Raw genomic sequence first — 22,027 nt, 5'->3', positions numbered from 1 at the left:
GTGCGCCCCGGACCCATCTGGCCCGTAACACTCGAATGCGGCGACCTGATCCTGAGCCCCATTCGATACCGGGACAAGAAGGAATGGACCCAGGTCCGTGGGCGCAACAGCGAGTGGCTAGCGCCCTGGGAAGCATCCAACCCGGCACCCGGCGGTGCGCTGCCTGACTACCGGCAGATGGTGCGCTCCTTGAAAATCCAGGCCGCCCAGGGGACGGCCTTGCCGTTCCTGATCACTGAGCGTACGCCCAGGTTGGCCGCCCCGGTCATCGTTGGCCAGCTGACTGTGTCCTCGATTGTGTGGGGTTCGGCCATGATGGCCACGCTGGGGTACTGGGTTGACCAGGCGCGCGCCGGTCACGGCATCGCGCCCACGGCGGTGGCCATGGCCACTGACCATTGTTTCCAAGCAATGGGCCTGCACCGGATGGAGATCAACATCCGGCCCGAGAATGGCCCCAGCCTGCGCGTGGTTGAGAAGCTGGGCTTCCGCGACGAAGGATACCGTCCACGCTTCCTTCACATCAACGGGGAGTGGGCGGACCACCGGTCCTTCGCGCTGACCGCTGACGAGGTCCCGGAGGGGCTGCTCGCCCCGTGGCTCGCGTCCCGGTCCTGACCCGCCGGACCTGAACCGGCCATGGGTACTTCCAAGGTCATAAATCCAATGAATTGCCACGTTGCCGGCGACACACCGTGGCTAATGCGGGGGCGGCTGCCCTAATGCTCATACCGTTTTGATTGTGGACTTCCCCCTAAGCAGCTCAGTGATCCTTGTGGTTGCCGTTGTGCTCTGGATCGTATGGGTTGCGCCCTACGTTCTGCGGAACCGCCGGCACCAGGCCCAGGCCGCTGGCGACTTCCTGGCGGAAGTACCAGCCATTGAATCATCGGACCCGAGAGCCGGGACGGTAATGAACATCGCCGCCCAGCAGGAGAAAGCCATGGAGATCAGGAAGAGCCCCGAAACCGCCACGGAAACGTTCGGCAACGCGACGACGCGCGGCGCGTTCCGGATCCGCTATGGCAGGACAGGGATCGCCCTCGTTGGTGTCCTGGCGTTGCTGACCGCCTTTGTTTCGGGTGTTCTTCTGCCGTTCGGAATCGGAAGCGTGCTGCTGCCGGTCGCCGGTCTTGGCATCACCGTTGCGGCTGTCTTCGTGCTGCGCTTTTTGGCTGTGCGTGACCGCAAAGCCAAAGTGAACGCCGCGTTCCGCTCGGCGATGAGCGCCCCCGTGCGGCGCCAGGGATCTGCCGCCACGGACACTGCAGCCCGTCCCGCCGCCTGGCCGGAAAGCCGGCTCTTTGACGCCGAGGCCCACCAGCCCAAGCAGAAGCCAAAGCCCCTGACCGCGATGGAGCTCCGGGAAGCCGCACTGGCCGTCGCGGTAGCCGCCGGAGATGCCAGCGCCGCCGCCGCGTCGCTGGCGCCGGCCGACACAACCTGGGAACCGGTGGACGTGCCGAAGCCGGTCTACGTTGAGGCCGCCAAGGCCGAGCGCCCGGCTCCCCAGCCGCTTGATCTTCCCGAGGCGCCCAAAGCCGTCGGCAAGCCGTCCCTGAAACAGGGGGTTCCCACAACCGCGCCCGCCGTGCCTGCCGCCAAGCCCCTCACCAAGGCGCAGAGCGCGCTGAGCAACCTCGACGACGTCCTGCAGCGCCGCCGCGCCTGATAAGTCACCAGGTTCGCCCAAGCAGCCCCAGCCCCGGTCGTCAGTGCGGGCGCGGAGTGTCAATTCGCAATGCGGGACGAAAATTTGTAGCCTAAGGTCACCGGTACCGCGGTTCCTTCCCGGGGACGCGGACTGTTCCGGGGCTATAGCTCAGTTGGTAGAGCGCTTCGTTCGCATCGAAGAGGTCAGGAGTTCGAATCTCCTTAGCTCCACAAAGAAGGCCCTCTGACCTGCGGAAACGTTGGGTTGGAGGGCTTTCTCTTTCCCCGTTTTGGGGCCAACCCGACGTTTTGCGGCTAGAAGCGGGCATTGGAGGGAAGGATCGCCTGGTGTTCCGGTGGGGACCGGTTTACGGGATCATTTCGGCGGGGAGGAGGGCGACAGGCCCCCGGAGTAGGCCGGTTTTGCCTGACACCGCTGTTGGGCGGCTGGTCTTGAGGGAGTCTTGACCCAGTCTTTGGAGGTTGCCGGGGCTTCCCTTGAGACTTGACGGGCATCGTTGGTGTTGTCAGGCCGGGGGGCTTGACAGTCCGAATAATCCTCGATCGGCCCATAGAACGGCCGGCCACAAGAACGGAAAAACACCATGGGTCTCAACCTCAAGTCCACCTCCGGCAAGCTCCTGGCCTCCGCTGCCCTTGTCGCCGCCGCAGCGAGCGTGGCCGGCCTGGGCACGTACGGCGCGTTTACCTCCACCACGGCAGCGACGGCGTCGGTCAGTTCCGGAACGGTCAACATCGCCCTGGGCGCCGCCAGCACCGCGGCGAACCGTCTCGCCGTCGCCTCCACCGGACTCGTCGCCGGTGACACCGTCCAGCGCGCCGCCGCCCTGACAAACTCCGGCAGCCAGGACCTGGCCGCGGTCACCCTGACAACGGCGGCCACCACATCCTCCGTCCTGGACACCGACGTCCTGAACGGCCTGCAGGTGGCCATCGACAAGTGCTCCGTTGCGTGGACCGAAGCTGGCACGGCACCCGCCTATACCTACACTTGCTCCGGCACGACCACCACGGTCCTGGCCGCCCGGCCGGTCATCGGAGCGGACCTGCCCCTGACCAACCTGGCCACCATCACCGCCGGCAGCACCGATAACCTGCGGGTGACCGCGACCCTTCCGGCCGCCGCTGGCAACGCGTTCCAGGGCAAGAGCAGCGTCGTGGACTTCACCTTCACCGGCACACAGCGCTCCGCCACCAACAAGTAAGCCCCATGCATCGTCTGCCCGTCCCGGAAACCGGGGCGGGCAGACGGCACCTCCGAAACAACCACAGACACAACCGCCGGACCACCACCGACGCCGATCCTGGGAGCAGACACCGTGAGTAACCTCGACACCCTCCCCGCCCGCCGCGGACCGGCCCCCGGCACTGCTGCCGACCGGGCCACCACGGAAAAGACGCCGGAAGAACAGACACCGGCCCGGCCCCCGGGACAGACGCAGGGCCGGCGGGTCCTGCGCCGGATCGCCGGCACCGGTGCGCGCGTCCTCACCACGGCGCTGCTGATCATCACCGCGGCCGTGTTCCTGTTCCTGGCCGTCGGACCCCGGTTCGGCGGATACCAGACCTCCACCATGCTCACCGGCAGCATGTCCCCCCTGATCAATCCCGGTGACGTCGTCGTCAGCATCAAAACTCCCACTGCTCAGGTCAAGGCCGGGGACATCATCACCTACGCCATCCCCGTCGATGACCACAGGATCGAAACCCACCGCGTCACGGACGTGATCACCAACCCGGACGGCACGATCGCCGTCCGGACCAAGGGCGACGCCAACAACGGCGCCGATCCCTGGACCGCCACCCTCAACGACGACTACGTCCACACCACCGTCGCGGTGATTCCCCACCTGGGAGACGCCATCCGGGCACTAAGCCAACCCACCGTCCGCACCGTGCTGCTCTACGGGGCACCGGCCCTGCTGGTGATCGCCCTGCTCACCTCCATCTGGCGCAAAACCCCAAGCCCCGCAGCGGACCCAGATGACCGGAACAGGGGCCGTGATGACCAGCACTGAGCCGGTCCTGGACCGGACCCGGCTCGAGGCCCTGGCCGAGGAACTGGACTCCCGTGCCACGGCCCTGCAATTCATCACGCAATTCCTGCAGATGCTCCCGGCACGCGTGGCCAGAATCAAACACGCACTCGCAGACAACGACCCGGAAGCCGCCTTGACCGCCGTGCGGAGCCTGGCCTCCTCGGCCTCCATGGTCGGAGCACACCAAATCGCACGGCACTGCCGCAGCATCGGGTGCGAATTCAATGCCGTCAACCTGGCCGGGGCCCGACACACCAGCCTGACACTGGACAGCCACACGGCGGCCCTCACCCAGGAGATCACCAAACTGCTCGGCCACACCGGCACGGACCAGCCCGACACCTGGTCCAGAAACACGGACCTGCCCGGTACCGGGTTGAGGAAATCACCGGATCCCGCCCACCGATGACCTTGAGGTCTCAGCCACACAATAGAAGCGGCACGTCGGCAATTGAATCGGAAAGGGTCAGGCAGTGGCACGTCATTCGAAGCAACATACCCAAAGGCTGCCCCACGCCCTGACGACCTTTGCCGCCCGCGCCTTGGCCACAGCGATCGCCGCACTGGTGCTCGTCCTCACGCCCGCCATCGCCCAGGCCGCGTTCAAAGCCGCCACCACCTCGCCGATGTCCATCGGAACCTACGCCATCCCGGCCCCGGCCACCGCCACATGGACCCACAGCTGTGCAGGCAACGGGCGCAGCTACACCCTGAACCTCACCGGGTACGGAAAGGTCAGCAAAGCCGACTCCTACCGTGTCATCATCACCGCCCCGGACGGCACCACCTCCACTCCACAGACCATCACCAGCGACACCCTCACCCTCACCCAAACCTCCACCCGCCGAGGAACCTACACCTTCACCATCCAAGCCCTCGTAGGCACCTGGACGGGAACGGCATTCACCGGCACTAACACCTGCTAACCGCAAACCCGACCGACCTAAGCGGCCCAGCCCCCCCGCCCCGGTGCCAAAGAGTTGTGGGCGAGCCGTGGTTCAGGCTCTCGCCTGCGAATGGGGCGCATCACCAAGGTTGGGTCGGAGAGCTCGAAGGCATCGACCTCACCCTCCGATTCCTCCAGGACAAGCGGGCCGACGCACAACGACTCGCCCGGCTTGGCCCAACAAACCTCGGCATGCCAGTCACGCGCACTTGAAAAGTGCAGAGAAGCGACGACGTTCAGAAGAACCTGGGTCAAGACTCTGCCCTCCCGCAAGGCCGCTCCGAAGGGCTGGCACAGCGGCCCGGCGCTGGATCTGTTCCGTCATGCTCTGGCAGCGGAAGGCCTACTCGAACAGCTGAGGGTCCGAGAAAACGTCTAGATCCAGCGGATTATCAACACAGCACAAACCCTTGGCAAGCAATGAAATAGACTGTCCTCTGAGAAGAGGTCAGGAGTTCGAATCTCCTTAGCTCCACACATCATCTGTCTGGCCAGAACCGTGTTTCCCGGGCCCGCAGCTAGTTAGCACTGGATTGGACACCATCAATGAGTTTGATCCGGCTGAACGACGTCAACGTGAGCTTTGACAAAACCCAGGTTCTCCGCGAAGCCTTTTTCAAGCTTGAAGCCGGGGACAGGGTTGGCCTGATCGGCAAGAACGGGTCGGGCAAGTCCACTATCCTGAAGCTGATCCAGGGCCAGGTGGCTCCCGATTCCGGGACCGTCGCCGTCGAGCTCGGAACCAAGGCCGCCTACTTCTCCCAGTTCTCAGAGCTGAACGGCGAATCCACTATTGCGGAGGTCCTGGACGGGCTCTTCGCCCACGTGAAAGAGATCGAAGCCGAGCTGGCCGGCATCGATGCGGCCATCGCCGCCGATTCCTCGGACGCAGCACGGCTGGATGAACTGATCCACCGCCAGTCCGAGCTCTTTGAGGCGATGGACCGGCTGGATGGCTGGGACTATCAGCGCAGCATCGACAAAGTACTCACCACCCTCGGCTTCAGCGACCACCACCGCACCTGCGCCATCGACGAGCTCTCCGGCGGCTGGCGGAACCGGGCAGCCCTGGCGAAGATCCTGCTGGAAACCCCGGACGTCCTCCTGCTTGATGAACCCACCAACTACCTTGATGTGGCCGGCGTCGAATGGCTCGAAGGCTGGTTCCGGACCTTCAAAGGCGCTGCGATCATCGTCTCGCACGACCGGAAGTTCCTGGACTCCGTTGTCAGCCGGATCATCGAAGTGGAGAACTTCCACCTCCACGAATACCCGGGCAACTTCGCCGAATACGTGGTGGCGAAGCAGTTCAAGCTCAAGAGCCTGGAGAGCCAGTTCGTCCATGAGTCCGAGCTGCTCGCCTTCGAGGCCGAAGGTATCTCCGACCGGCGGGAAGCGGCCAAGGCGGCCGGCAAGGGACTGGCAAACCAGCTGGCCAGGATCAAGAAGTCCCGGGCACCCCGGCCAGTGGACCAGATCATCACGGAGATATACGGCGGTCTGTACGTCAAGGATGTCCTGTGTCGGGTGGAATCCCTGAGCAAGGCCTACGGCGGCCGGACGCTGTTCAGCGGCCTCAGTTTCGAGATCGGGCGCGGAAACCGCATCGCCGTCGTCGGGTCCAACGGCAGCGGCAAGACCACGCTGCTCCGGGCGCTCACCGGCGAAGAGCCGGCCGATTCAGGCAGCGTGGCCTGGGCCAAGGGCGCCGGAATGGTCTCCTACAACCAGGTCTTGGAGGAATTGGACGACGACGACACGGTCACGCACGCGGTCAACGCGATGCCTGACAGCCTGGCCCTGACTGCGACGAAGAAGTCGGTGAACAGGTTCCTTGCCATGTTCCAGTTCTCCGAAGCTGATCTCAAGCAAAAGATCGGCAACCTCTCAGGCGGCCAACGCGCCCGTGTGGCCATGGCCCAATGCCTCCTCTCGGGCGCCTCGGTGCTGCTGTTGGATGAGCCCACCAACCACTTAGACCTCTCCAGTACCCAGGTTATGGAACGCGCCCTACTGCATTTCCCGGGAGCAGTAGTGGTGGTCAGTCACGACCGATTCTTCACCGACAAGATTGCCAACCGCCGGCTGGTATTCAGCGCCGCGGACTCGGGCCACGGGAGTGTTGACCTGCAGGTGGCCTGAGGCCCAGCGCCGCCTGAGGCTGCCGCAGCGGCGCCAGCCCTAAAGCACTACAGCCAGCCTTTCCTCTTGAAAATGGCATACATCAGGGTTGCGGTGGCTGCCATCAGTGCGATGGCCATCGGGTAGCCGATGGTCCAGTGGAGTTCGGGCATGTGGTCGAAGTTCATCCCGTAGACCCCGGCCACGAAGGAAGGTGCAAAGAAAATCGCCGCCCATGAGGAGATCTTCTTGACCTGTTCGTTCTGTTCGGCGCTGGCCTGGTTCTGCCGGTTGGCGGTCAGCGTTCCGTCCAGCGTGAGGGCGTTCTGCAACAGGTCACGGAAGGAATCCGCGCGCGAGATGACCCGTTCCACATGGTCCTCGACGTCCCGCAGGCTGTGCTGCAGTTCAGAATCCACGCCGTACTTTTCAAAGCCCCGCTTGAGCTGCTGCATCATATCCGGCAGGGGATGGATGGCGCGCTGGAACTGGATGACTTCGCGGGCCAGTTCATAGATGCGGCGGGAGACGTTGGTGTCCCCGCTGAAGAGCTGGTCCTCGATCTCGTCAATGTCGTTTTCCAGCCCGGCCACCACCGGCGCGTAGTCGTCCACCACCAGGTCCAGCAGCGCGTACAGAATCGATTCCGGGCCGTGCCGGAGCAGGTCGGGGCGGCCCTCCAGACGCCGCCTCACCCGGGCAACGCCGGCCATTTCGGCATGGCGGATGGTAACCACAAAATTCCGGCCGGTGAAGATGTGCAGCTCGCCGAACTCCACTGTCTCGGTGGCATCCAGATACCGCGCCGGGCGCAGCACCGTAAAAAGGCTGTCCTCGTACCGCTCCAGCTTGGGACGCTGGTGCGCCGAAATGGCGTCCTCCACCGCCAGCGGATGCAGCCCGAATTCGGTGGCCACAGCGGTCATTTCCGCCGCTGTGGGCCGGTACAGTCCGATCCAGGCCATGCCCCCGTGCTCCGAGAGGGTTTCGAAAGTCTGCTCCAGGCTCTCCGGCTCCGCGCTGCGGACGCCGTCCACGTAAACGGCATTGTCGATGATGGTCACGTCAGGACATGGCCCCGATGATCGCGCCGGCCACCGTTATGGCGAGCAGGTCGTGTCCGGAATCGATCAGGGTGACAGCCGTGGGGCGGCCGGCGAACCCGTTATGGATGACATGCCCGCCGGCGCGGAACACCAGCGCGAGCACCAGGGCGAACCCGCCGCCCGCCGCTGCGTTGTCGAGGCCCAGTTTGCTGATCAGGACCGCCAGCAGGACGGCTGTCAGGGCGGCCGCAATCATCATGGGAACCCAGATCCCCGCGCCGCCGCCAATGTTCTTGAGGTCCTCTTCAGTCTTTCCGATGGCGGCCATCCACCGCTTGCCCAACACGGCCGGCATGTACCAGACAAAGCCGATAGCCATGCTCGAGATGAAGGCCAGCGCCACGGCGAGCCAGTTGATCTGTGAAATATGTGAAAGCCAATCCATGCTCGAATCCTAACTGCCTTGAGGGGGCCCGCCGCCGCGCCCGGACAATTACGTGGGCCGTGTTGGGGTGCCGGGCACGGCCTGTGCGAGGCGGCTGATCAGGGGTTCGGTCCGGTACGGAATGTGGGTGTGAAGCGCCAGGACTGTTTCGGTCCGGATGACGCCCTTGATGCGGAGGATCTGGCGGAGGGCGGACTGCAGATTGTGCGTATCGGTGGCCACCACCCGGCACCAGACATCACCCCGCCCGGAGATTTCATGGACCTCCAGGACCTGGGGGAGCAGCCGGAGGGCGCCCACAACTCCGTCCAGTTCCCGATGCGTCACTTCAATCGTGACGAAAGCGACGACATCGTACCCCACCGCCTCGAGGTCGATCTCGCGGCCGCCGTCGTGGAGTACCCCGGCACGCAGCAGGCGCCGCACACGCGTCTGCGCTGTGTTGCGCGCAATCCCCAGCATCTCGGCCAGTTCGCCGATCTGGACGCGGGGATCGCGGATGAGTTCCAGCAGGATCTTCAGGTCAGTGGGATCAAGGGTAGGCAAACTGTCACTTTCAGTTATTGGAGACACCAAGAATTGCGTATTTTGCTCAATTGTTCCACGAACTAACGCCCGATCAGTCAGCCCTGAAGCATTCTGTAGGTATCAATTCCCACCCGGGGCGGCCTCCCACAAGGCCCTCCCTCCCCGGTCGACGCCAAGGCAGCACCAATGACAGTCTTCAATGAACTCCGCATGCGTCCGGCCACCGCCGGGCGTCAGGGCTGGGATGCATCCACCACCGCACGGCTGGTGATGGCCGGTACCGTCATCTTCACCCTGCTGGTCGGTGCGAACCTGGCCACGCCCCTGTATCCGCTGCTCCAGGCAAACCTGGGCCTCTCGCCACTCGGTGTCACGGCGGCCTTTGCCAGCTATGTCCTGGCCCTGGTGGCAACGCTGATGCTGGCCGGCCACTGGTCGGACCACATCGGCCGGCGGGCGGCGCTCATCCTGGCTGTACTCGCCGGACTGGCGGGCAGTTGGGTCTTCTCGCAGGCAGAAAACCTGGTGGCGCTCTCTGCCGGACGGGCCCTTCAGGGTGTGGCCGTTGCCCTGGCCACGGGTGCCAGCGCCGCCGCACTGCGGGAACTGCTTCCAACCCGGCCGGAGTGGGCCACCCGTTTCACCCTGCTGGCGACGGCGGGAGGCGTGGCTGCCGGTCCGGTCATCGGCGGCCTGCTGTCGCTGCTGCCCGGACCCACCACCGCCCCGTACTATGTTCACTCGCTCGTCCTGGCGGCAATGCTGGTGCCGCTGTACCTGCTTCAGGCCCGGCCGGCCATCAAGCCTCCGGTCGGCCGTCGGCCCGTCTTGGTCCTGGCTCCCCGCCGGCCTTCGGTGTCCACCGAGGCACGGGGCGCTTTCTGGCTTGCGGCCGCCGTCGGATTCCTCAGCTTCTCCGTCTTTGGATTTTGCCTGTCGCTGGCACCGGCCTATTTCGCCCCGATCATTCAGACCGATTCACGGCCGTTGATCGGCGCCCTGGCCGGGATGACGCTCGCCGCCTCCGCGCTGAGCCAGGTACTGTCCGTGCGGGGACGCTTTGTGGTGCCCGCGGGGCTGGCGGTCCTGGGAGCCTCGGTGCTGCTCCTGGCTGCAGCGGCCGCCTGGAGCAGTCCGCTGCTGCTGGCCGCCGCCAGCGTCTGCGCGGGGCTGGGCCAGGGGGTCACCTTCCGCACGGTCTTTAATGATGTGGCCGCCAAGGTGGAATCGTCACAGCACGCCCAGGTCATCAGCACCGTTTATGTCATCACGTACCTGGGCAGCGCTGTGCCGGTCATTGGACTGGGCTGGGCCACAGGGGTGTTCGGGCTGCCGACGGCGGTCACGGGCTTCGTAGTGTTGTGCAGCGCCGCCGCACTGGCGCTGTCCGCCGTCACGCTTCGGACAGCGCTGCAGCGGACAGCCTAGTCCGGCAGCGGGCCGTGGTTCCCTTGGATGTGATCAAAGACGAGGGTGGTCTCGGTGTGGCCCACAACGGGATCGGTGGCGAGATTGTCCAGGACCCAGTCACGCAGGTCCTCGGTGCTGGCAACGGCGATGTGCAGCAGGTAGTCCACGGAGCCTGACGTGTGGAAGGTGGAGAGGACCGCGGGCAAGTGCGGAACGCGGGCTGTAAAGCGGTCGATCTGGTCCCTGTCGTGGGCCCGCAACCGGACGGCTACGAGCGCCTGGACGGACCTGCCGATGGCCGAGAGGCTGAGCTTCGCCTCAAATCCCTGAACAATGCCACGTTCGGATAATGCGCGGGTCCGCATGAGCGCGGTGGACGGGGCAATGCCCACGAGTTCTGCCAACTGCTTGTTGGAGATCCGTGCATCGTCCACCAAGGCGGCCAGAAGCCGTTCATCGATGGCATCCAGCGGCTCAAAGTGGCTGGCCGACCGGATGCTTTTTGGGTTGCTGCTCATGGAATCTCCTTGAATGTCCGTCAGTTCATCCTAGACGCCGGATTCCTGTTGATCACCCCGGAACGCAACCATCCCTGCCGAACAATCGCCAGACACACTTGCCATTTAATGGCGGATAGTTTTACGGCCCCGCGGCTTCCGCCCGCCCTTGTGTGGCGGCCCGTGCGGTTTCGTCGTTCCCCCGGGGATGTACGACGGCGACTGTCACCGCCGTGATGCACGCCAGGGACATGATTGCCACGGCAAGCGCCGTCCAGCCCAGGGATTGGAACACCAGTCCGCCGGCCCAGCCGATGACGCTCGAACCCAGGTAATAGGCCAGATTGTAGAGCGACGATGCCTGGGCGCGGCCGGTGGTGGCGATGCTTCCGGTCCAGCCTGCACCGATGCTGTGGGCCGCGAAGAAGCCGCCGGTGAAGATGACCAGGCCGGCAAGGATCAGGGCGAGCAGCTGCGTAAGCGTCAGGGCCAGCCCGGCCACCATCAGGACGATGCCAGCTAGCAGCACATTCCTGCGGCCAAACCTGGCCGTCAACCCGCCGGCCCAGCGGGAAGAGAACGTTCCGGAAAGGTACGCCAGGAAGATCAGGCTAATCAGGGTGGCAGGCAGCGTGAAAGGCTCAGCGGACAGCCGGAAGCCGAGGTAGTTGTAGACGGCCACAAACCCGCCCATCATCAGGAAGGCCTTGATGTAGAGCGCCAGCAGCCGGGGATTGCGCACATGCCCGCCGAGCGTCGCCGTGGCACCGCGCAGCCCGGCGGCCTTGGCGGCGGTGAACCCTTTCGCCTTCGGGACCAGGACCAGGAAGAGCACAGCGGCGCCTGTTGCCAGTAGGGAAACCGCCAGTGCGGCTGTGCGCCAGCCCCACAACTCACCTGCCGGGCCTGCCACCAGCCGGCCGGCCAGCCCGCCCAGCGTTGTGCCGGCAACGTAGCTGCCTGCGGCCATGGCCGCATGGGCCCTGTTCACTTCCTCGTTCAGGTAGGCGATGGCGATGGCCGGGATCCCGCCCAGTGCCATTCCCTCAAGCAGCCGCAAGGCAAGCAGGGCGCCGAAAGTGGGGGCGAGCGGTACCAGCAAGCCCAGGATAGTGGCGGCGGAGATTCCCCATGCCATGGCCTTGACCCTGCCGATCCTGTCCGCGAGGAAGGACCACGGAATGACGGTGATGGCCAGGCCCACGGTGGCCAGCGAAATGGTCAACGCGGCCTCTGCCGCGGTCACCTTCAGGTCTGCAGCCAGGAGCGGCAAGACCGCCTGGGTGGAGTACAGCTGGGCGAACGTTGCCACGCCCGCGAAGGCCAGGCCGGCCAGGATCTTGTTGTAGGCGGCGGAGCCTTTGGGATGTCCCGCCCAGTCACCCTGCGGAGGACTGAAGGTTCCTGGGGCTGCGGCATCCTGTGGCATAGCTCAAGGGTAGGCCTCTGGAATATATGCTTCCAATGCATGTTTTAGCTACAATTCATATCAAGAATGCAACGTTTGGAAGAGTTGAGCCAATGCACGCCGACCACAAGCAACTGGTGAAGCTCCTGCCGCTGTTCCCCATCCTGGCTGAACTGGGCCGGACCCAGCACGTCACGGAAACGGCCGAGCTCCTTGGAGTACCCCAGTCCACGGTGAGCAGGGCACTGTCCCGGGCCAGCGCCGTCGTCGGAACCGAACTGCTGATCCGGGACGGACGGGGCATCCGCCTCACAGCGGCCGCCCGGACTCTGCTGCCGTACATCGAGTCGGCCCTGACCGAATTCCAGGCCGGACTGGATCTGGTCCGGCACGAGTCGGATGTGGTGCGGGGAAAAGTGTCACTCTCCTTTCAGCACACGTTCGGAGAGGCCACCCTGCCCCTGCTCATCAGTGCCTTCCGAAGCCGCCACCCGGAGGCCGGCTTCATCCTCAGACAAGGGGCGCGGGACACCTGTCTCTCGGAGCTCGCCTCGGGCCAGGCGGACCTGGCGTTGACCGCCCCTGTTCCGGCGGCAAGCAGCACCATCTCCTCGGCGCCGCTCTACCGTGAGCCGCTCCGACTGGTGGTTCACCACGGCCACCCGCTGGCCGGACGGGACAGCGTCAGGATGCAGGACATCCGCCGGGACCCCTTCGTGGCGCTGGAGCCGGGGTACGGCATGCGGTCACTGACAGATGCGCTGTTCCGCGAGGCAGGCTTCCGGCCGCGGATCGCCTTCGAAAGCCAGGACACCCACACCGCCCGCGGATTGGTCGCCGCGGGCCTTGGCGTCAGCATCCTGCCGCCCGGAGGCAATGCCCCGGGGCGCCACATCAGCCCGGAAACAGGCAACCTGGGCTGGGTTGAACTTGCCTTGGAATCCGGCCTGGCGTTCCGCGAAATCGGGCTGGGCTGGCGCCTGCGGAAACCCGGCCCCGACGCCGAGCCCGATCCTGTCCGCTTCTTCCGGGAGATGGTCCTGCAAGAGGGTCCCCGGTTACTGGAGGGGCTGGTGGCCGCCCGTTCAGGGAGCGGATAGGGCGCCACGGCGTTGAGACACGACGGCGTCCCGCGGCCCGGCAGCGATTCGCCGCCAGCGTTTCAGTAGGCTGGGGGACGTGACTGACAGCGAACACCCCCAAACCACAACTTCCGGAAACCACCCGCTGGGCGGCGCCACGTCCGCGGCCGCCCCGGGTCCCCTCGCGGGGGTCATCATCGGCCTGGACATCGGCGGTACAAAGACCCGCGGCGTCAGGTTTGAGGACGGGGTTGCCGTGGCCGACGAGTCCGCCGGCAGCTCCAACGTCCAGAACGTCAGCCGCGAACAGGCGGCACTGAACCTCGCAGATCTCTTCTCCCGGATCGGCGGCGGCCAGGTGGCCCGGGTGTACGCCGGGGCCGGTGGCATAGATACCGACGACGACGCTGCAGCCCTTGCCGCGCTGATCGAACCCCATGTTCCGGGAGCCAAAGTCACGGTGGTCCACGATTCACGGCTGCTGCTGGCCGCGGGCGGCGCCAGCACCGGCGTGGCCGTGATCGCAGGAACCGGCTCCGCAGCCTGGGGAAGGAACGCTGCCGGCGACGAGGCCCGGGCCGGCGGCTGGGGCTACCTGCTTGGGGACGAAGGCAGCGGCTACTGGCTGGGCCGGGAGGCGGTCCGGCACAGCCTGCGCCGGATGAACCAGGGACTCCCGGCGGACCAGCTGACCGCTGCGCTGCTTACCGCCTGCGGAGTGGACCACCCCAACAGGCTGATTGCCCTCTTTCATTCCCCGGACACCGGCCGCCGGTTCTGGGCCCAGCAGGCACGCCTGGTGGTGGACGCGGCAGCGGCGGGCCATACGGTCAGTCAGGAGCTGCTGGACCAGGCCGGCAAGGATCTTGCCGGCCTGGCCGCGCAGGCCCTGCGGAAGCTTGGAATCGACGGCCCGGTAATTCTCGGCAGCGGGCTGGGCATGAACGTGATTCCGCTGCAGGACTCTTTCCGGAGCCACCTGGCCGCCGTCGGCGTCACCGATGTCCGTGTCCTGGACCAGGACCCTGTGTTTGGCGTCCTGAAGCTGGTCTCGGAAGGGTCAGGGGCCCACTGACCGCTTCCGGGGTGCCAGCCTGACGGCCGGCATGATGGGGGCGGGGATGCGTCCGGCTTCGGCGCCCGCATCCGGGCCGTGCCCTTCAACCAGCCCGTAGCGGGCTCCGCGGGCAGCAGCGTCAGGCAGTGCGGCTTGGGCTTCCCAGTCCGCACGGGCCTGCTCCACTTCGTCGTGCGTGCGGCCCATGAAGTTTCACCACATCAGCAGTTCCTCCTGGAACGGCTCCCCGCCGATCAGGAGGAACCGTGTGCCGGACAGGGCCTGGAACTCCAGCGCCGAACGCCCCGCGCCCAGGTAGCCCAGCGGCCCGGGCGGGACCTCCTGCCCGTCCAGCGTCAGCCCGCCGTCGAGCACTAGGAGCTGAGTTGAATCTACCGTTCCGTAAATCTCTGAAGTGGATCTAATTTCCGGCATCATGCTCGATGGGACGTCAAATTCCTCCAGGATCCTGATGTCCCATTGGAGGCTGCCCAGGTCCATGAATAGAGTTCTGGAGGCGTTGGTAACATCGGTGACGTGGACTCCGCTGTTTGCGGCACCACCGGTGAGGTTCCAGACCAGCCAGCTATCTATGGTTCCGAACAGACGTTCGCCCGCTTCAGCCTTGTCCCGGGCGCCTTCGACATGATCAAAATCCACTTGATTTTGGTCCCCGAGAAGTAGGTGGCGAGAGGCAGGCCGACGCGGTCCTTGTATCGATCGGTGCCCCCGAAAGCGGCGAGTTCGTCTACGGTGTCTTGCGTACGGGTGTCCTGCCATACGATGACGTTGTAGACCGGTGTTCCTGTTCTTTTGTCCCAGACCACAGCGCTTTCCCGCTGGTTGGTAACGCCTATGGCAACAATGTCATTAGGGGTCAGACGCGCGTTCTCGAGGGCTGTCGCGATGACATGCTGAACGTTATCCCAAATCTCCTCTGGGTCGTGTTCGATCCATCCTGGCTGGGGAAGGATTTGTTTGTGCTCTTTTTGGCTCTTAGAAACAATGCTGCCGGTGTGGTCAAAGACGATAGCGCGACTGCTGGAGGTGCCTCGGTCGATGGCAATGACTTACTGCTGCATAGTTGTTCCTAGCCGTTGAAGCTTTCCGAGGGCGTTAGTGATCAGCAGGGTTGGTCGGCTGCCCGGTAGCGCAGTGACCAAGCCTGCTATTTGGGCCGGGGGCCGGTGCTGCTGTTGGCCTGCGCAGCTACGGTCACGGGGTGAAACGCAGCAGGGTATTCCGGGTGTGCTGGATTTCCCATAGCGCCCGGGTGTCGTCCCATCCAAGAAGGACAGACAGGTGTTGGGTGATTTCGTCGAGCATCTCGACGGTGACCAGCCCTCGGAAGGCCAGGGATGTCCGGCGGATAAGCACATCCACCAGGTGGCCGACCTGCTCGTTTTGGACCATGAACTCCAGCTCTCGGCTGCTTAGTTCTGCCGTGCAGTGCAACGGGTGGTCCTCCCCGGCTGCGAGGAAGGCCATGACTTCGTCAGCGCGGGTGCCATAGCGCTCCAGCAAATCCCGTACGCGGAAGGTATCGAATTTTCCGGAGACCCGTGAGGTGATCCAGGACTGAAGTGCAACTTCCGTGCGTGGGTAATCTTTTCCGCCTCCAATCGGCAGCCGGGCAGTAGATGCCGTCCGGGGGCGTTGGAGAAGTGCCAGAACGTCATTAGTCATGAGCTCTGAGAGAGCACGGAAGGTCGTCCATTTGTCACCTACCAGGCTCAGGACTGGCACTTGCTTTCCGGCGATCTTACGCGTGTCGCGTTCGATGCGGTAGGAGCCGCGGGAAATAGACCCGGTGTGCTCGGAGTCCTGGCGGGGCAGTGGACGGATGCCTGAGAAGCTGTAGACGATCTGCTCTTGGGGGAGGGTGATGTCCGGAAAGACATGGTGAGAATGTCAATCTGATTTGGGTCCACTTGACCTTGGGATTGCAGGCCCATTTGGGTCCACTAGCCGTGGGAAAAGATTGGCTGTCCTTCGCATTGGGATCACAAATCCAACGAAATTGACAGCATCAGCGACCACCCAGTCTTGTATTTGCGCTGATGCGTAATTAGGCTGGGGCGCAAATGGATGAACTGAGTACGATTTTCCTTGCGCTGGCGGATCCCACCCGCCGTGCTCTGCTGGCGCAACTGCAGCAGGGCGAGGCGACGGTGACCGAACTAGCCGTTCCGCACTCGATTAGCGTGCCCTCCGTATCGCGCCACCTGAAAGTGCTCGAGCAGGCCGGGCTGATCACTAAGTCCAAATCGGCCCAGTGGAGGAACTGCCGGCTTCAACCTGCGCCGCTACAAAAGGTTGAGGAATGGATGCGCCCATACCGCGATTTCCTGAGCACACGGCTGGATCGCCTTGACGCACAGCTCGCCATAAACCCCGATCGCCCCGATGCTCTCACTGAACTGGAGGATAGATGATGACCGACTTGCCGACACAAGATCGAAGCTTCACCCTTACCCGAACTTTGGCTGCATCGCGGCATGCCGTGTTCACAGCTTGGACTGACCCTGAACACCTTGCCTGGTTCTACAACCCCGACATGCCCACACCCGCCACACCCATCGAGGTCGACCTTCGCGTTGGGGGAACATGGAAGCAACAAATGATCGTCAATGAAGACCTCAGCTACCCCACTGGGGGAATTTACCTGGAGATCGTTCCCGACGAACGACTCGTCTTCCGCTGGGGAGCAGTCGGAGGCTGGCCCGAACTCGACGGCGAGAACGAAATGACTGCCCCTGTAGTCACGGTGCAGCTGAACGACTTGGGCAAGGAAACGGAGCTCGTCCTCACAGTTCAGTTCTCCGAGCAACTCGACATCGAAGAGGTGCGGAAGCTCATGCTGGGAGGTACCCGGGAGGGCTGGGGCGCCACCATTGACCGGGTCAAGGACAGCACCGCCATGACCACAGTGACCAATGGGCGCATGGCCGGGCCCCAGATCTATGTCTTCTTTCCGGGAACGGCGCGGGAAGCCTTGAACTTTTATGCGGATATCTTCGGCGGTGAGCTGTCCCTACACACGTACGAGGCCTTCGGCAGGAGCGACGGCCCACCAGAAGCCGTAGCTCATGGAGTGCTCAACGGCGTCGTTGCTCTGGCAGGATCGGACGCAGCGGAAGGCCAGGCAACGGTCCGGCTCGAAGGCATCATGCTCTCGCTGTTGGGAACCGCCGAACCGGCAGTCCTCCATGAGTGGTTCGAGAAACTCTCCATTGACGGGTCGGTGCTCGATCCACTCTCGTCAAAGCCATGGGGCGCCTCCGACGGCCAAGTCATAGATCGTCATGGACTTCACTGGCTTGTCGGATATGAGCCCGCGACATGAGCGACAACCAATTGCTTGCCCAGCTGGCGAGTGAGCGAAGACATGTTCTTCGAACAGTCGACGGCCTCGAGAACGATGCGATGCGTCGACCTTTAGTCCCATCCGGCTGGACAATGACGCAGCTGCTCAACCACCTGGCCTTCGACGACGAGATGTTCTGGATATCGGCCGTTCTCGGTGGTGATGACAGGGCAATCGCCGAACTTCACAACGGTTGGAAGTCCGAACCGATGACCGGAGCCGAGGCCATCAACATCTACAAGCGTGAAATCACTGGAAATGATGAGGTCCTTGCGAAGATCGATTTAGATGCCCCTCCCCGCTGGTGGCCTCCAACCAGCGTCTTCCACGCACCGCCGATGTCCAATGGGCGTGAGGTCCTGTTTCGCGTGCTCGCTGAGACTTCCGTCCACGCGGGCCACCTCGACATCGTCCGAGAGCTAATGGACGGACATCAGAATCTCGTAGTGGAATAGTCCCGACTTCCGGACGGCTCAGGCCGCAGTCCGATTGGAGACACCGACGTATCGTCGCGTTCTTAGCGATTTAGCTAGCCGCTTGCTGGGCCACCGTGTGCGCGAGCCGGTAGGAGTCGGTGCCGGTTTCGATGATGGTCCCTTTGAAGGTCAGCCGGTCCACAATCGCGGCGCACAGACGTGGGTCGGTGAAGGTTTTGGTCCAGCCGGAGAAAGATTCGTTGGTGGCGATGGCCACGGATGCTTTTTCTTCGCGTTCGGTGAGCACCTGGAAGAGAAGTTCAGCGCCGCGTTTGTCCAGTTCCATGTAACCGAGTTCGTCGATCTTTGCCGACATCCGCATAGATTGACCTTGCCGAGCCCGCAACTATGCCGAGGCCACCGCCCATTCTGCCCAGTCAGCGGGGCCGCGGCTCGGCATAGTTACAGGCTCTCGAGGAACGCAAGGATCTTGTCTGGTGGGTGGTACCGGCCGGGGCGCGCGGATGCAGGCGTGGTCAGGGCTAGGGCTTTCTCCTTGATGGTGATGTCGGCGTGGACGTAGGGGCGCGGGCAGCCACGATCGGGCCGCGGTTCAGGGAAGCGATGGCCACGGAGGCATTGTCGATGATGCGGTTGATGACCATCTCGGTGACCTCGGGCGTGACCTCGACGGGGTCGGCGGCGACGGTGGCGATCTTGTGTGCGAGCTGGTCTTCACGGGCGAGGTTCTCGTCGCTCTTGTAGACGCGGACGTGGTGTTCCTTAACCATGGTGCTCCTTCTTAGTGCTGTGGGTGGGTAGCTTTGACGTGGGAAAGACTGCGGTGCAGGTGGACAGTGGTGGCGGCTTCCGCCAGGCGCGGGTTGCCTGCGGCGATCGCTTCGGCAATGGCCGCGTGTTCGGCGGCGGCGGCCGTCAGGCGGGCGGCGTCATCGGCGGCGAGCCTGCGGACCCGCACGAGGTGCACGCGGAGGCTGCGCATGGCCTGGGCCAGGTAGGAATTGGTGATGGCTGCGTCGATTGCCGCGTCGAGGCGTCCCACCAAATGGTAGTAGTCGTGGCGGGCCGGGTCCGTGCCGTTGATCAGGGCAGGCGCTCCCAGCAGTTCGTCCTGGAGCTGCAGGAAAGTGGCGGGATCGCCCCGTTCTGCCGCCAGGGCAGCCGCCCGACCTTCGAGCGTTTCGCGGAGCTCGAAGAGTTCGTCGATGTCCTCCAGCGAGATATCGGTGACGACGACGCCGCGGCCGCCCGCCGCCGTCGTCAGCCCTTCCGCCGTGAGCCGGCTCAGCGCCTCCCGAAGGGGCGTGCGCGAGATGCCCAGCCGTTCGGACTGCTCCACCTCGGCAAGGACCGTGCCGGGGAGCAGCCGCCATTCAATAATGTCTTCGCGAAGGGAGACGTAGGCTTTTTCGCTGGCTCGCATGCTGCCCCCTTCGGTGGTTTGGCATGATCAGTGTATACACAGATTCGGGAATTACCCATTTTTTGAGGTGTAATTTGGCAAATACGGCTGTTTTTGTATACAACCCCCTTGTCTGGGGCAGGGCGAACAGCTAGCATGGGGCCACATCACAACGTCGTGGAGAAGGAAGCACTTATGGTTACCACCACTTACCGGGATGCCTATGGACGCAGCCTGAAGCAGCCGGCTGAATTCTGGCTGGAGGCGGCGAACCGGGTCACCTGGTCCACGGCTCCGGAGAAGGCGTTGGACTCCGGCAGGGCGCCGCTCTACGGCTGGTTCCCGGACGCCGTCCTGAACACCTCCTTCAACGCCCTGGACCGCCATGTGTTGGCGGGTCGCGGCGAGCAGGAAGCCCTGATCTACGACTCCGCCATGCTGGGCTCCCAGCGTCGGTACACGTATGCGGAACTCACGGAGCTGGTAGCCCGGTTTGCAGGTGTGCTGCGCCAACAGGGCGTGGGCAAAGGGGACCGCGTGGTGATCTACATGCCCATGATCCCGGAGGCGGTTGTGGCCATGCTGGCGGCAGCACGGCTGGGGGCAGTCCACTCCGTGGTCTTCGGCGGCTTTGCGCCCAAGGAGCTGGCCGCCCGCATCAGGGACGCAGCTCCCGTTGCAGTGGTCACGGCGTCCGGGGGCATCGAGCCGTCCCGCCGCGTGGAATACCTGCCTGCGGTCGCGGAAGCCCTGGAGCTTGCCGGTGTTCCGGACACCCCTGTCCTGGTCAAGGACCGGGAGGGTTTTGCGGCCAGCGCCGCCGACTTCCGTGGCTGGCTGGACTGGGACACCGAGATGGCCACGGCCATTCCCGCCGGGCCGGTGGACGTCAGCGCCACGGATCCCCTCTACATTCTCTACACCTCCGGCACCACGGGAGCCCCCAAGGGAGTTGTCCGGGACAACGGCGGTCACGCCGTTGCACTCGCCTGGTCCATGGAAAACATCTACGACGTCGGCCCGGGGGACGTCATGTGGACCGCCTCGGATGTCGGGTGGGTAGTGGGGCACTCCTACATCGTCTACGGGCCTCTCATTGCAGGCGCCACCACGGTTCTCTACGAGGGCAAGCCCGTGGGCACCCCGGATGCGGGTGCGTTCTGGCGGGTCATCCAGGACCACAAGGTCAATGTCCTGTTCACGGCGCCCACGGCGCTGCGTGCCATCCGGAGGGCAGATCCCGAGGCGAAACTGCTGGCGGGCTACGATACGTCCAGCCTGAAGACCCTCTTCGCCGCGGGGGAGCGGCTCGACACCGACACCTACCATTGGGCGGCCGGAACCCTGGGTGTCCCCGTGGTGGACCACTGGTGGCAGACGGAAACGGGCTGGGCAATCTGCGCCAACCCCCGGGGGCTGGAGCCTTTGCCCATCAAGGCCGGTTCCCCCTCGGTGCCCATGCCCGGCTTTGATCTCCGGATTGTGGACGGCGCCGGCGAGGAGGTTGCAGGCGGAGAAGAAGGCAACATCGTCCTGGGACTTCCACTGCCGCCCGGCACGCTCACCACACTGTGGCGGAACGATGACCGCTACGTCTCCTCCTATCTCCAGGCCTTCGACGGCGTCTACGCCACCGGCGACTCCGGCTACCGCGACGACGACGGGTATCTTTTCGTCATGGGCCGGACCGACGACATCATCAACGTCGCCGGACACCGGCTGTCCACCGGATCGATGGAACAGGTGATCGGCCAGCACCCCGCTGTGGCCGAATGCGCCGTCATCGGCGTCTCGGATCCACTGAAAGGCCAACACGCCAGCGGCTACGTTGTGTTGAAATCAGGCGTCCAGATGGCAGACACCGTGCTCGCCCAGGAGCTGATCGCCCTGGTCCGCCGGGACATCGGTCCCGTGGCGGACTTCAAGAACGTCACCGTTGTGGACGCGCTGCCCAAGACGAGGTCGGGGAAGATCCTGCGCAAGACAATGCGTCAGATCGCCGACGGCGAAGAGTACGTCATCCCCTCCACCATCGAGGACGCAGGGGTGATCGACCAGCTTATGGGGGTCCTGCGCCCGACGGGCAACAGCGATGGTGCTCCGTCAATGCCGGCCGGTGCATCATAAACGCTGCGGTTCCACACGTTTCGTTGTCAGGCTGGCCTGATGGCCGGTAACACGCGAGGCCACTCCCGCAACGCCCGGTAATGTACGGCCGGAGCCGGTGCTGGCCGGCGGAGGCATCAGAGGCCCCGTTCCGCTCATCCTCCTGCCCCGGCACTTATTCTGCGTGATGGTGATTTCGAGATCCTGACCCGGTGGTCGCCGGTCAACGTCGATGCGTGCCAGGCTGGTCCAGCGGGCGCGAATCCTGCTGCTGGCGGCCGACGGGACCGCAAACACGCCCATCGCGGCCGCAACGGGCGCCTCGCATCCCACGGTCTTGTCCCGACGGGCACGGTACGAACAGGGGGGTGTCCCTATGTTTTTTGTCAAGCGTTGGGACGGGTTTTCCTTCGAGATGGTGGCGGATCGTTTTTGGGCAGGAGCCAACGGCCGGCGGGGTTT

General features: G+C 64.4%; 22 protein-coding genes, 1 tRNA gene and 5 pseudogenes. 17 read left to right on the top strand and 11 right to left on the bottom strand.

Translation table 11 applies throughout. From position 1 onward, the window contains the following. From NG696_RS16015 to NG696_RS15980, 8 genes are all read left to right on the top strand, one after another. Entirely contained in the window at positions 1-618 is a 618-nt protein-coding gene (locus tag NG696_RS16015) for a GNAT family N-acetyltransferase (RefSeq protein WP_252576132.1), read from the top strand. Between the two features lie 148 nt (positions 619-766). Further along, the gene (locus NG696_RS16010; protein WP_252576256.1) at positions 767-1,672 is read left to right on the top strand and encodes a hypothetical protein; all 906 of its coding nucleotides are present in this window, start codon (positions 767-769) and stop codon (positions 1,670-1,672) included. 139 nt (positions 1,673-1,811) lie between these two features. Next, positions 1,812-1,884: transfer RNA gene (locus tag NG696_RS16005), tRNA-Ala, on the top strand. Positions 1,885-2,258: 374 nt separating this feature from the next. Continuing rightward, positions 2,259-2,879: a TasA family protein gene (locus tag NG696_RS16000; RefSeq protein WP_252576131.1), complete on the top strand. Its 621-nt coding sequence runs from the start codon at positions 2,259-2,261 to the stop codon at positions 2,877-2,879. Between the two features lie 114 nt (positions 2,880-2,993). Continuing rightward, entirely contained in the window at positions 2,994-3,692 is a 699-nt protein-coding gene (locus NG696_RS15995; RefSeq protein ID WP_252567509.1) for a signal peptidase I, read from the top strand. Then, positions 3,679-4,122, top strand: a complete 444-nt coding sequence (locus tag NG696_RS15990; protein WP_252567507.1) for an Hpt domain-containing protein — start codon at positions 3,679-3,681, stop codon at positions 4,120-4,122. The genes NG696_RS15995 and NG696_RS15990 overlap by 14 nt, the downstream gene beginning before the upstream one ends. Positions 4,123-4,186: 64 nt before the next feature. After that, complete coding sequence (locus tag NG696_RS15985) at positions 4,187-4,639, top strand: hypothetical protein (protein ID WP_252576130.1); 453 nt, start codon at positions 4,187-4,189, stop codon at positions 4,637-4,639. 566 nt (positions 4,640-5,205) lie between these two features. Continuing rightward, the gene (locus NG696_RS15980) at positions 5,206-6,801 is read left to right on the top strand and encodes an ABC-F family ATP-binding cassette domain-containing protein (RefSeq protein ID WP_252567505.1); all 1,596 of its coding nucleotides are present in this window, start codon (positions 5,206-5,208) and stop codon (positions 6,799-6,801) included. A 47-nt stretch (positions 6,802-6,848) separates the two neighbouring features. Here the strand turns inward: NG696_RS15980 and corA are convergent, their stop codons facing one another. From corA to NG696_RS15965, 3 genes are read right to left on the bottom strand one after another with little or no spacing between them, the layout of a single operon-like run. After that, positions 6,849-7,844: a magnesium/cobalt transporter CorA gene (gene corA, locus NG696_RS15975; protein ID WP_252567503.1), complete on the bottom strand. Its 996-nt coding sequence runs from the start codon at positions 7,842-7,844 to the stop codon at positions 6,849-6,851. Between the two features lies 1 nt (position 7,845). Continuing rightward, complete coding sequence (locus NG696_RS15970) at positions 7,846-8,271, bottom strand: DUF1761 domain-containing protein (RefSeq protein ID WP_252576129.1); 426 nt, start codon at positions 8,269-8,271, stop codon at positions 7,846-7,848. Positions 8,272-8,319: 48 nt separating this feature from the next. Further along, on the bottom strand, positions 8,320-8,817 hold the full coding sequence (locus tag NG696_RS15965; protein WP_252567498.1) for an Lrp/AsnC family transcriptional regulator: 498 nt from the start codon (positions 8,815-8,817) through the stop codon (positions 8,320-8,322). A gap of 168 nt (positions 8,818-8,985) precedes the next feature. On the opposite strand from NG696_RS15965, the gene NG696_RS15960 reads away from it, so the two are divergent. Then, entirely contained in the window at positions 8,986-10,227 is a 1,242-nt protein-coding gene (locus NG696_RS15960) for an MFS transporter (protein ID WP_252567496.1), read from the top strand. Here NG696_RS15960 and NG696_RS15955 read toward each other — a convergent pair. Next, positions 10,224-10,727, bottom strand: coding sequence for an Lrp/AsnC family transcriptional regulator (locus NG696_RS15955; RefSeq protein WP_252576128.1), 504 nt, complete (start codon positions 10,725-10,727; stop codon positions 10,224-10,226). The two genes, NG696_RS15960 and NG696_RS15955, sit on opposite strands and share 4 nt — an antisense overlap. A 121-nt stretch (positions 10,728-10,848) precedes the next feature. After that, on the bottom strand, positions 10,849-12,135 hold the full coding sequence (locus tag NG696_RS15950; protein WP_252576127.1) for an MFS transporter: 1,287 nt from the start codon (positions 12,133-12,135) through the stop codon (positions 10,849-10,851). A 92-nt stretch (positions 12,136-12,227) separates the two neighbouring features. Between NG696_RS15950 and NG696_RS15945 the strand changes: the two genes are divergently transcribed. Next, positions 12,228-13,214, top strand: a complete 987-nt coding sequence (locus tag NG696_RS15945) for a LysR family transcriptional regulator (RefSeq protein ID WP_252567488.1) — start codon at positions 12,228-12,230, stop codon at positions 13,212-13,214. Between the two features lie 127 nt (positions 13,215-13,341). Then, positions 13,342-14,271 (top strand): N-acetylglucosamine kinase, encoded by a 930-nt coding sequence (locus tag NG696_RS15940; protein ID WP_252567665.1) that lies wholly within the window; start codon positions 13,342-13,344, stop codon positions 14,269-14,271. On the opposite strand, the gene NG696_RS21140 is transcribed toward NG696_RS15940, so the two are convergent. The 3 genes and pseudogenes from NG696_RS21140 to NG696_RS15925 form a co-directional block, all read right to left on the bottom strand. Next, positions 14,257-14,460 carry a hypothetical protein gene (locus NG696_RS21140; protein WP_374211243.1) on the bottom strand — a complete coding sequence of 68 codons (204 nt, stop codon included), beginning with the start codon at positions 14,458-14,460 and terminating at the stop codon, positions 14,257-14,259. The genes NG696_RS15940 and NG696_RS21140 overlap by 15 nt on opposite strands. Before the next feature lie 60 nt (positions 14,461-14,520). Continuing rightward, a pseudogene (locus NG696_RS15930) lies at positions 14,521-15,320 on the bottom strand (FGGY family carbohydrate kinase); the annotation flags it as partial. 148 nt (positions 15,321-15,468) lie between these two features. Further along, positions 15,469-15,939, bottom strand: a complete 471-nt coding sequence (locus NG696_RS15925; protein WP_252567486.1) for a glycerol-3-phosphate dehydrogenase C-terminal domain-containing protein — start codon at positions 15,937-15,939, stop codon at positions 15,469-15,471. A 398-nt stretch (positions 15,940-16,337) separates the two neighbouring features. Between NG696_RS15925 and NG696_RS15920 the strand changes: the two genes are divergently transcribed. The 4 genes and pseudogenes from NG696_RS15920 (at position 16,338) to NG696_RS15905 (ending at position 18,075) form a co-directional block, all read left to right on the top strand. Next, on the top strand, positions 16,338-16,688 hold the full coding sequence (locus NG696_RS15920) for an ArsR/SmtB family transcription factor (RefSeq protein ID WP_252567485.1): 351 nt from the start codon (positions 16,338-16,340) through the stop codon (positions 16,686-16,688). Further along, a pseudogene (locus NG696_RS15915) lies at positions 16,685-17,149 on the top strand (SRPBCC family protein); the annotation flags it as partial. The gene NG696_RS15920 and the pseudogene NG696_RS15915, both read left to right, overlap by 4 nt. Positions 17,150-17,197: 48 nt before the next feature. Next, positions 17,198-17,599, top strand: coding sequence for a VOC family protein (locus NG696_RS15910; RefSeq protein WP_252567663.1), 402 nt, complete (start codon positions 17,198-17,200; stop codon positions 17,597-17,599). Further along, on the top strand, positions 17,596-18,075 hold the full coding sequence (locus NG696_RS15905) for a mycothiol transferase (protein WP_252576126.1): 480 nt from the start codon (positions 17,596-17,598) through the stop codon (positions 18,073-18,075). Before NG696_RS15910 ends, NG696_RS15905 begins: the two co-directional genes overlap by 4 nt. Before the next feature lie 70 nt (positions 18,076-18,145). Here NG696_RS15905 and NG696_RS15900 read toward each other — a convergent pair. From NG696_RS15900 to NG696_RS15890, 3 pseudogenes are all read right to left on the bottom strand, one after another. Next, positions 18,146-18,400: pseudogene (locus NG696_RS15900) on the bottom strand (ATP-binding protein); the annotation flags it as partial. A gap of 208 nt (positions 18,401-18,608) precedes the next feature. After that, positions 18,609-18,827 (bottom strand): annotated as a pseudogene (locus NG696_RS15895) (MmgE/PrpD family protein); the annotation flags it as partial. Further along, positions 18,820-19,480: pseudogene (locus NG696_RS15890) on the bottom strand (GntR family transcriptional regulator). The pseudogenes NG696_RS15895 and NG696_RS15890, both read right to left, overlap by 8 nt. A gap of 174 nt (positions 19,481-19,654) precedes the next feature. Between NG696_RS15890 and NG696_RS15885 the strand changes: the two are divergent. Beyond that, entirely contained in the window at positions 19,655-21,586 is a 1,932-nt protein-coding gene (locus NG696_RS15885) for an AMP-binding protein (RefSeq protein ID WP_252576124.1), read from the top strand. A 211-nt stretch (positions 21,587-21,797) separates the two neighbouring features. Continuing rightward, positions 21,798-22,027 (top strand): helix-turn-helix domain-containing protein (locus NG696_RS15880; RefSeq protein WP_252576123.1); only part of this gene is annotated, 230 nt, incomplete at its 3' end.

The sequence above is a fragment of the Pseudarthrobacter cellobiosi genome (assembly GCF_023913755.1).
GTDB classification, from domain to species: Bacteria; Actinomycetota; Actinomycetes; order Actinomycetales; family Micrococcaceae; genus Arthrobacter; species Arthrobacter cellobiosi.
Note: the sequence above shows the minus strand (reverse complement) of the source record. Positions and strands in the feature narration are given on the sequence as shown.

Bases quoted from the DNA above. Each gene is read 5' to 3' on its own strand.
- NG696_RS16000 (WP_252576131.1), top strand. From the start codon at position 2,259: ATGGGTCTCAACCTCAAGTCCACCTCCGGCAAGCTCCTGGCCTCCGCT.
- NG696_RS15990 (WP_252567507.1), top strand. From the start codon at position 3,679: ATGACCAGCACTGAGCCGGTCCTGGACCGGACCCGGCTCGAGGCCCTG.
- NG696_RS15980 (WP_252567505.1), top strand. From the start codon at position 5,206: ATGAGTTTGATCCGGCTGAACGACGTCAACGTGAGCTTTGACAAAACC.
- NG696_RS15970 (WP_252576129.1), bottom strand. From the start codon at position 8,271: ATGGATTGGCTTTCACATATTTCACAGATCAACTGGCTCGCCGTGGCG.
- NG696_RS15960 (WP_252567496.1), top strand. From the start codon at position 8,986: ATGACAGTCTTCAATGAACTCCGCATGCGTCCGGCCACCGCCGGGCGT.
- NG696_RS15955 (WP_252576128.1), bottom strand. From the start codon at position 10,727: ATGAGCAGCAACCCAAAAAGCATCCGGTCGGCCAGCCACTTTGAGCCG.
- NG696_RS15950 (WP_252576127.1), bottom strand. From the start codon at position 12,135: ATGCCACAGGATGCCGCAGCCCCAGGAACCTTCAGTCCTCCGCAGGGT.
- NG696_RS15945 (WP_252567488.1), top strand. From the start codon at position 12,228: ATGCACGCCGACCACAAGCAACTGGTGAAGCTCCTGCCGCTGTTCCCC.
- NG696_RS21140 (WP_374211243.1), bottom strand. From the start codon at position 14,460: ATGGGCCGCACGCACGACGAAGTGGAGCAGGCCCGTGCGGACTGGGAA.
- NG696_RS15925 (WP_252567486.1), bottom strand. From the start codon at position 15,939: ATGACTAATGACGTTCTGGCACTTCTCCAACGCCCCCGGACGGCATCT.
- NG696_RS15920 (WP_252567485.1), top strand. From the start codon at position 16,338: ATGGATGAACTGAGTACGATTTTCCTTGCGCTGGCGGATCCCACCCGC.
- NG696_RS15910 (WP_252567663.1), top strand. From the start codon at position 17,198: ATGGCCGGGCCCCAGATCTATGTCTTCTTTCCGGGAACGGCGCGGGAA.
- NG696_RS15905 (WP_252576126.1), top strand. From the start codon at position 17,596: ATGAGCGACAACCAATTGCTTGCCCAGCTGGCGAGTGAGCGAAGACAT.
- NG696_RS15885 (WP_252576124.1), top strand. From the start codon at position 19,655: ATGGTTACCACCACTTACCGGGATGCCTATGGACGCAGCCTGAAGCAG.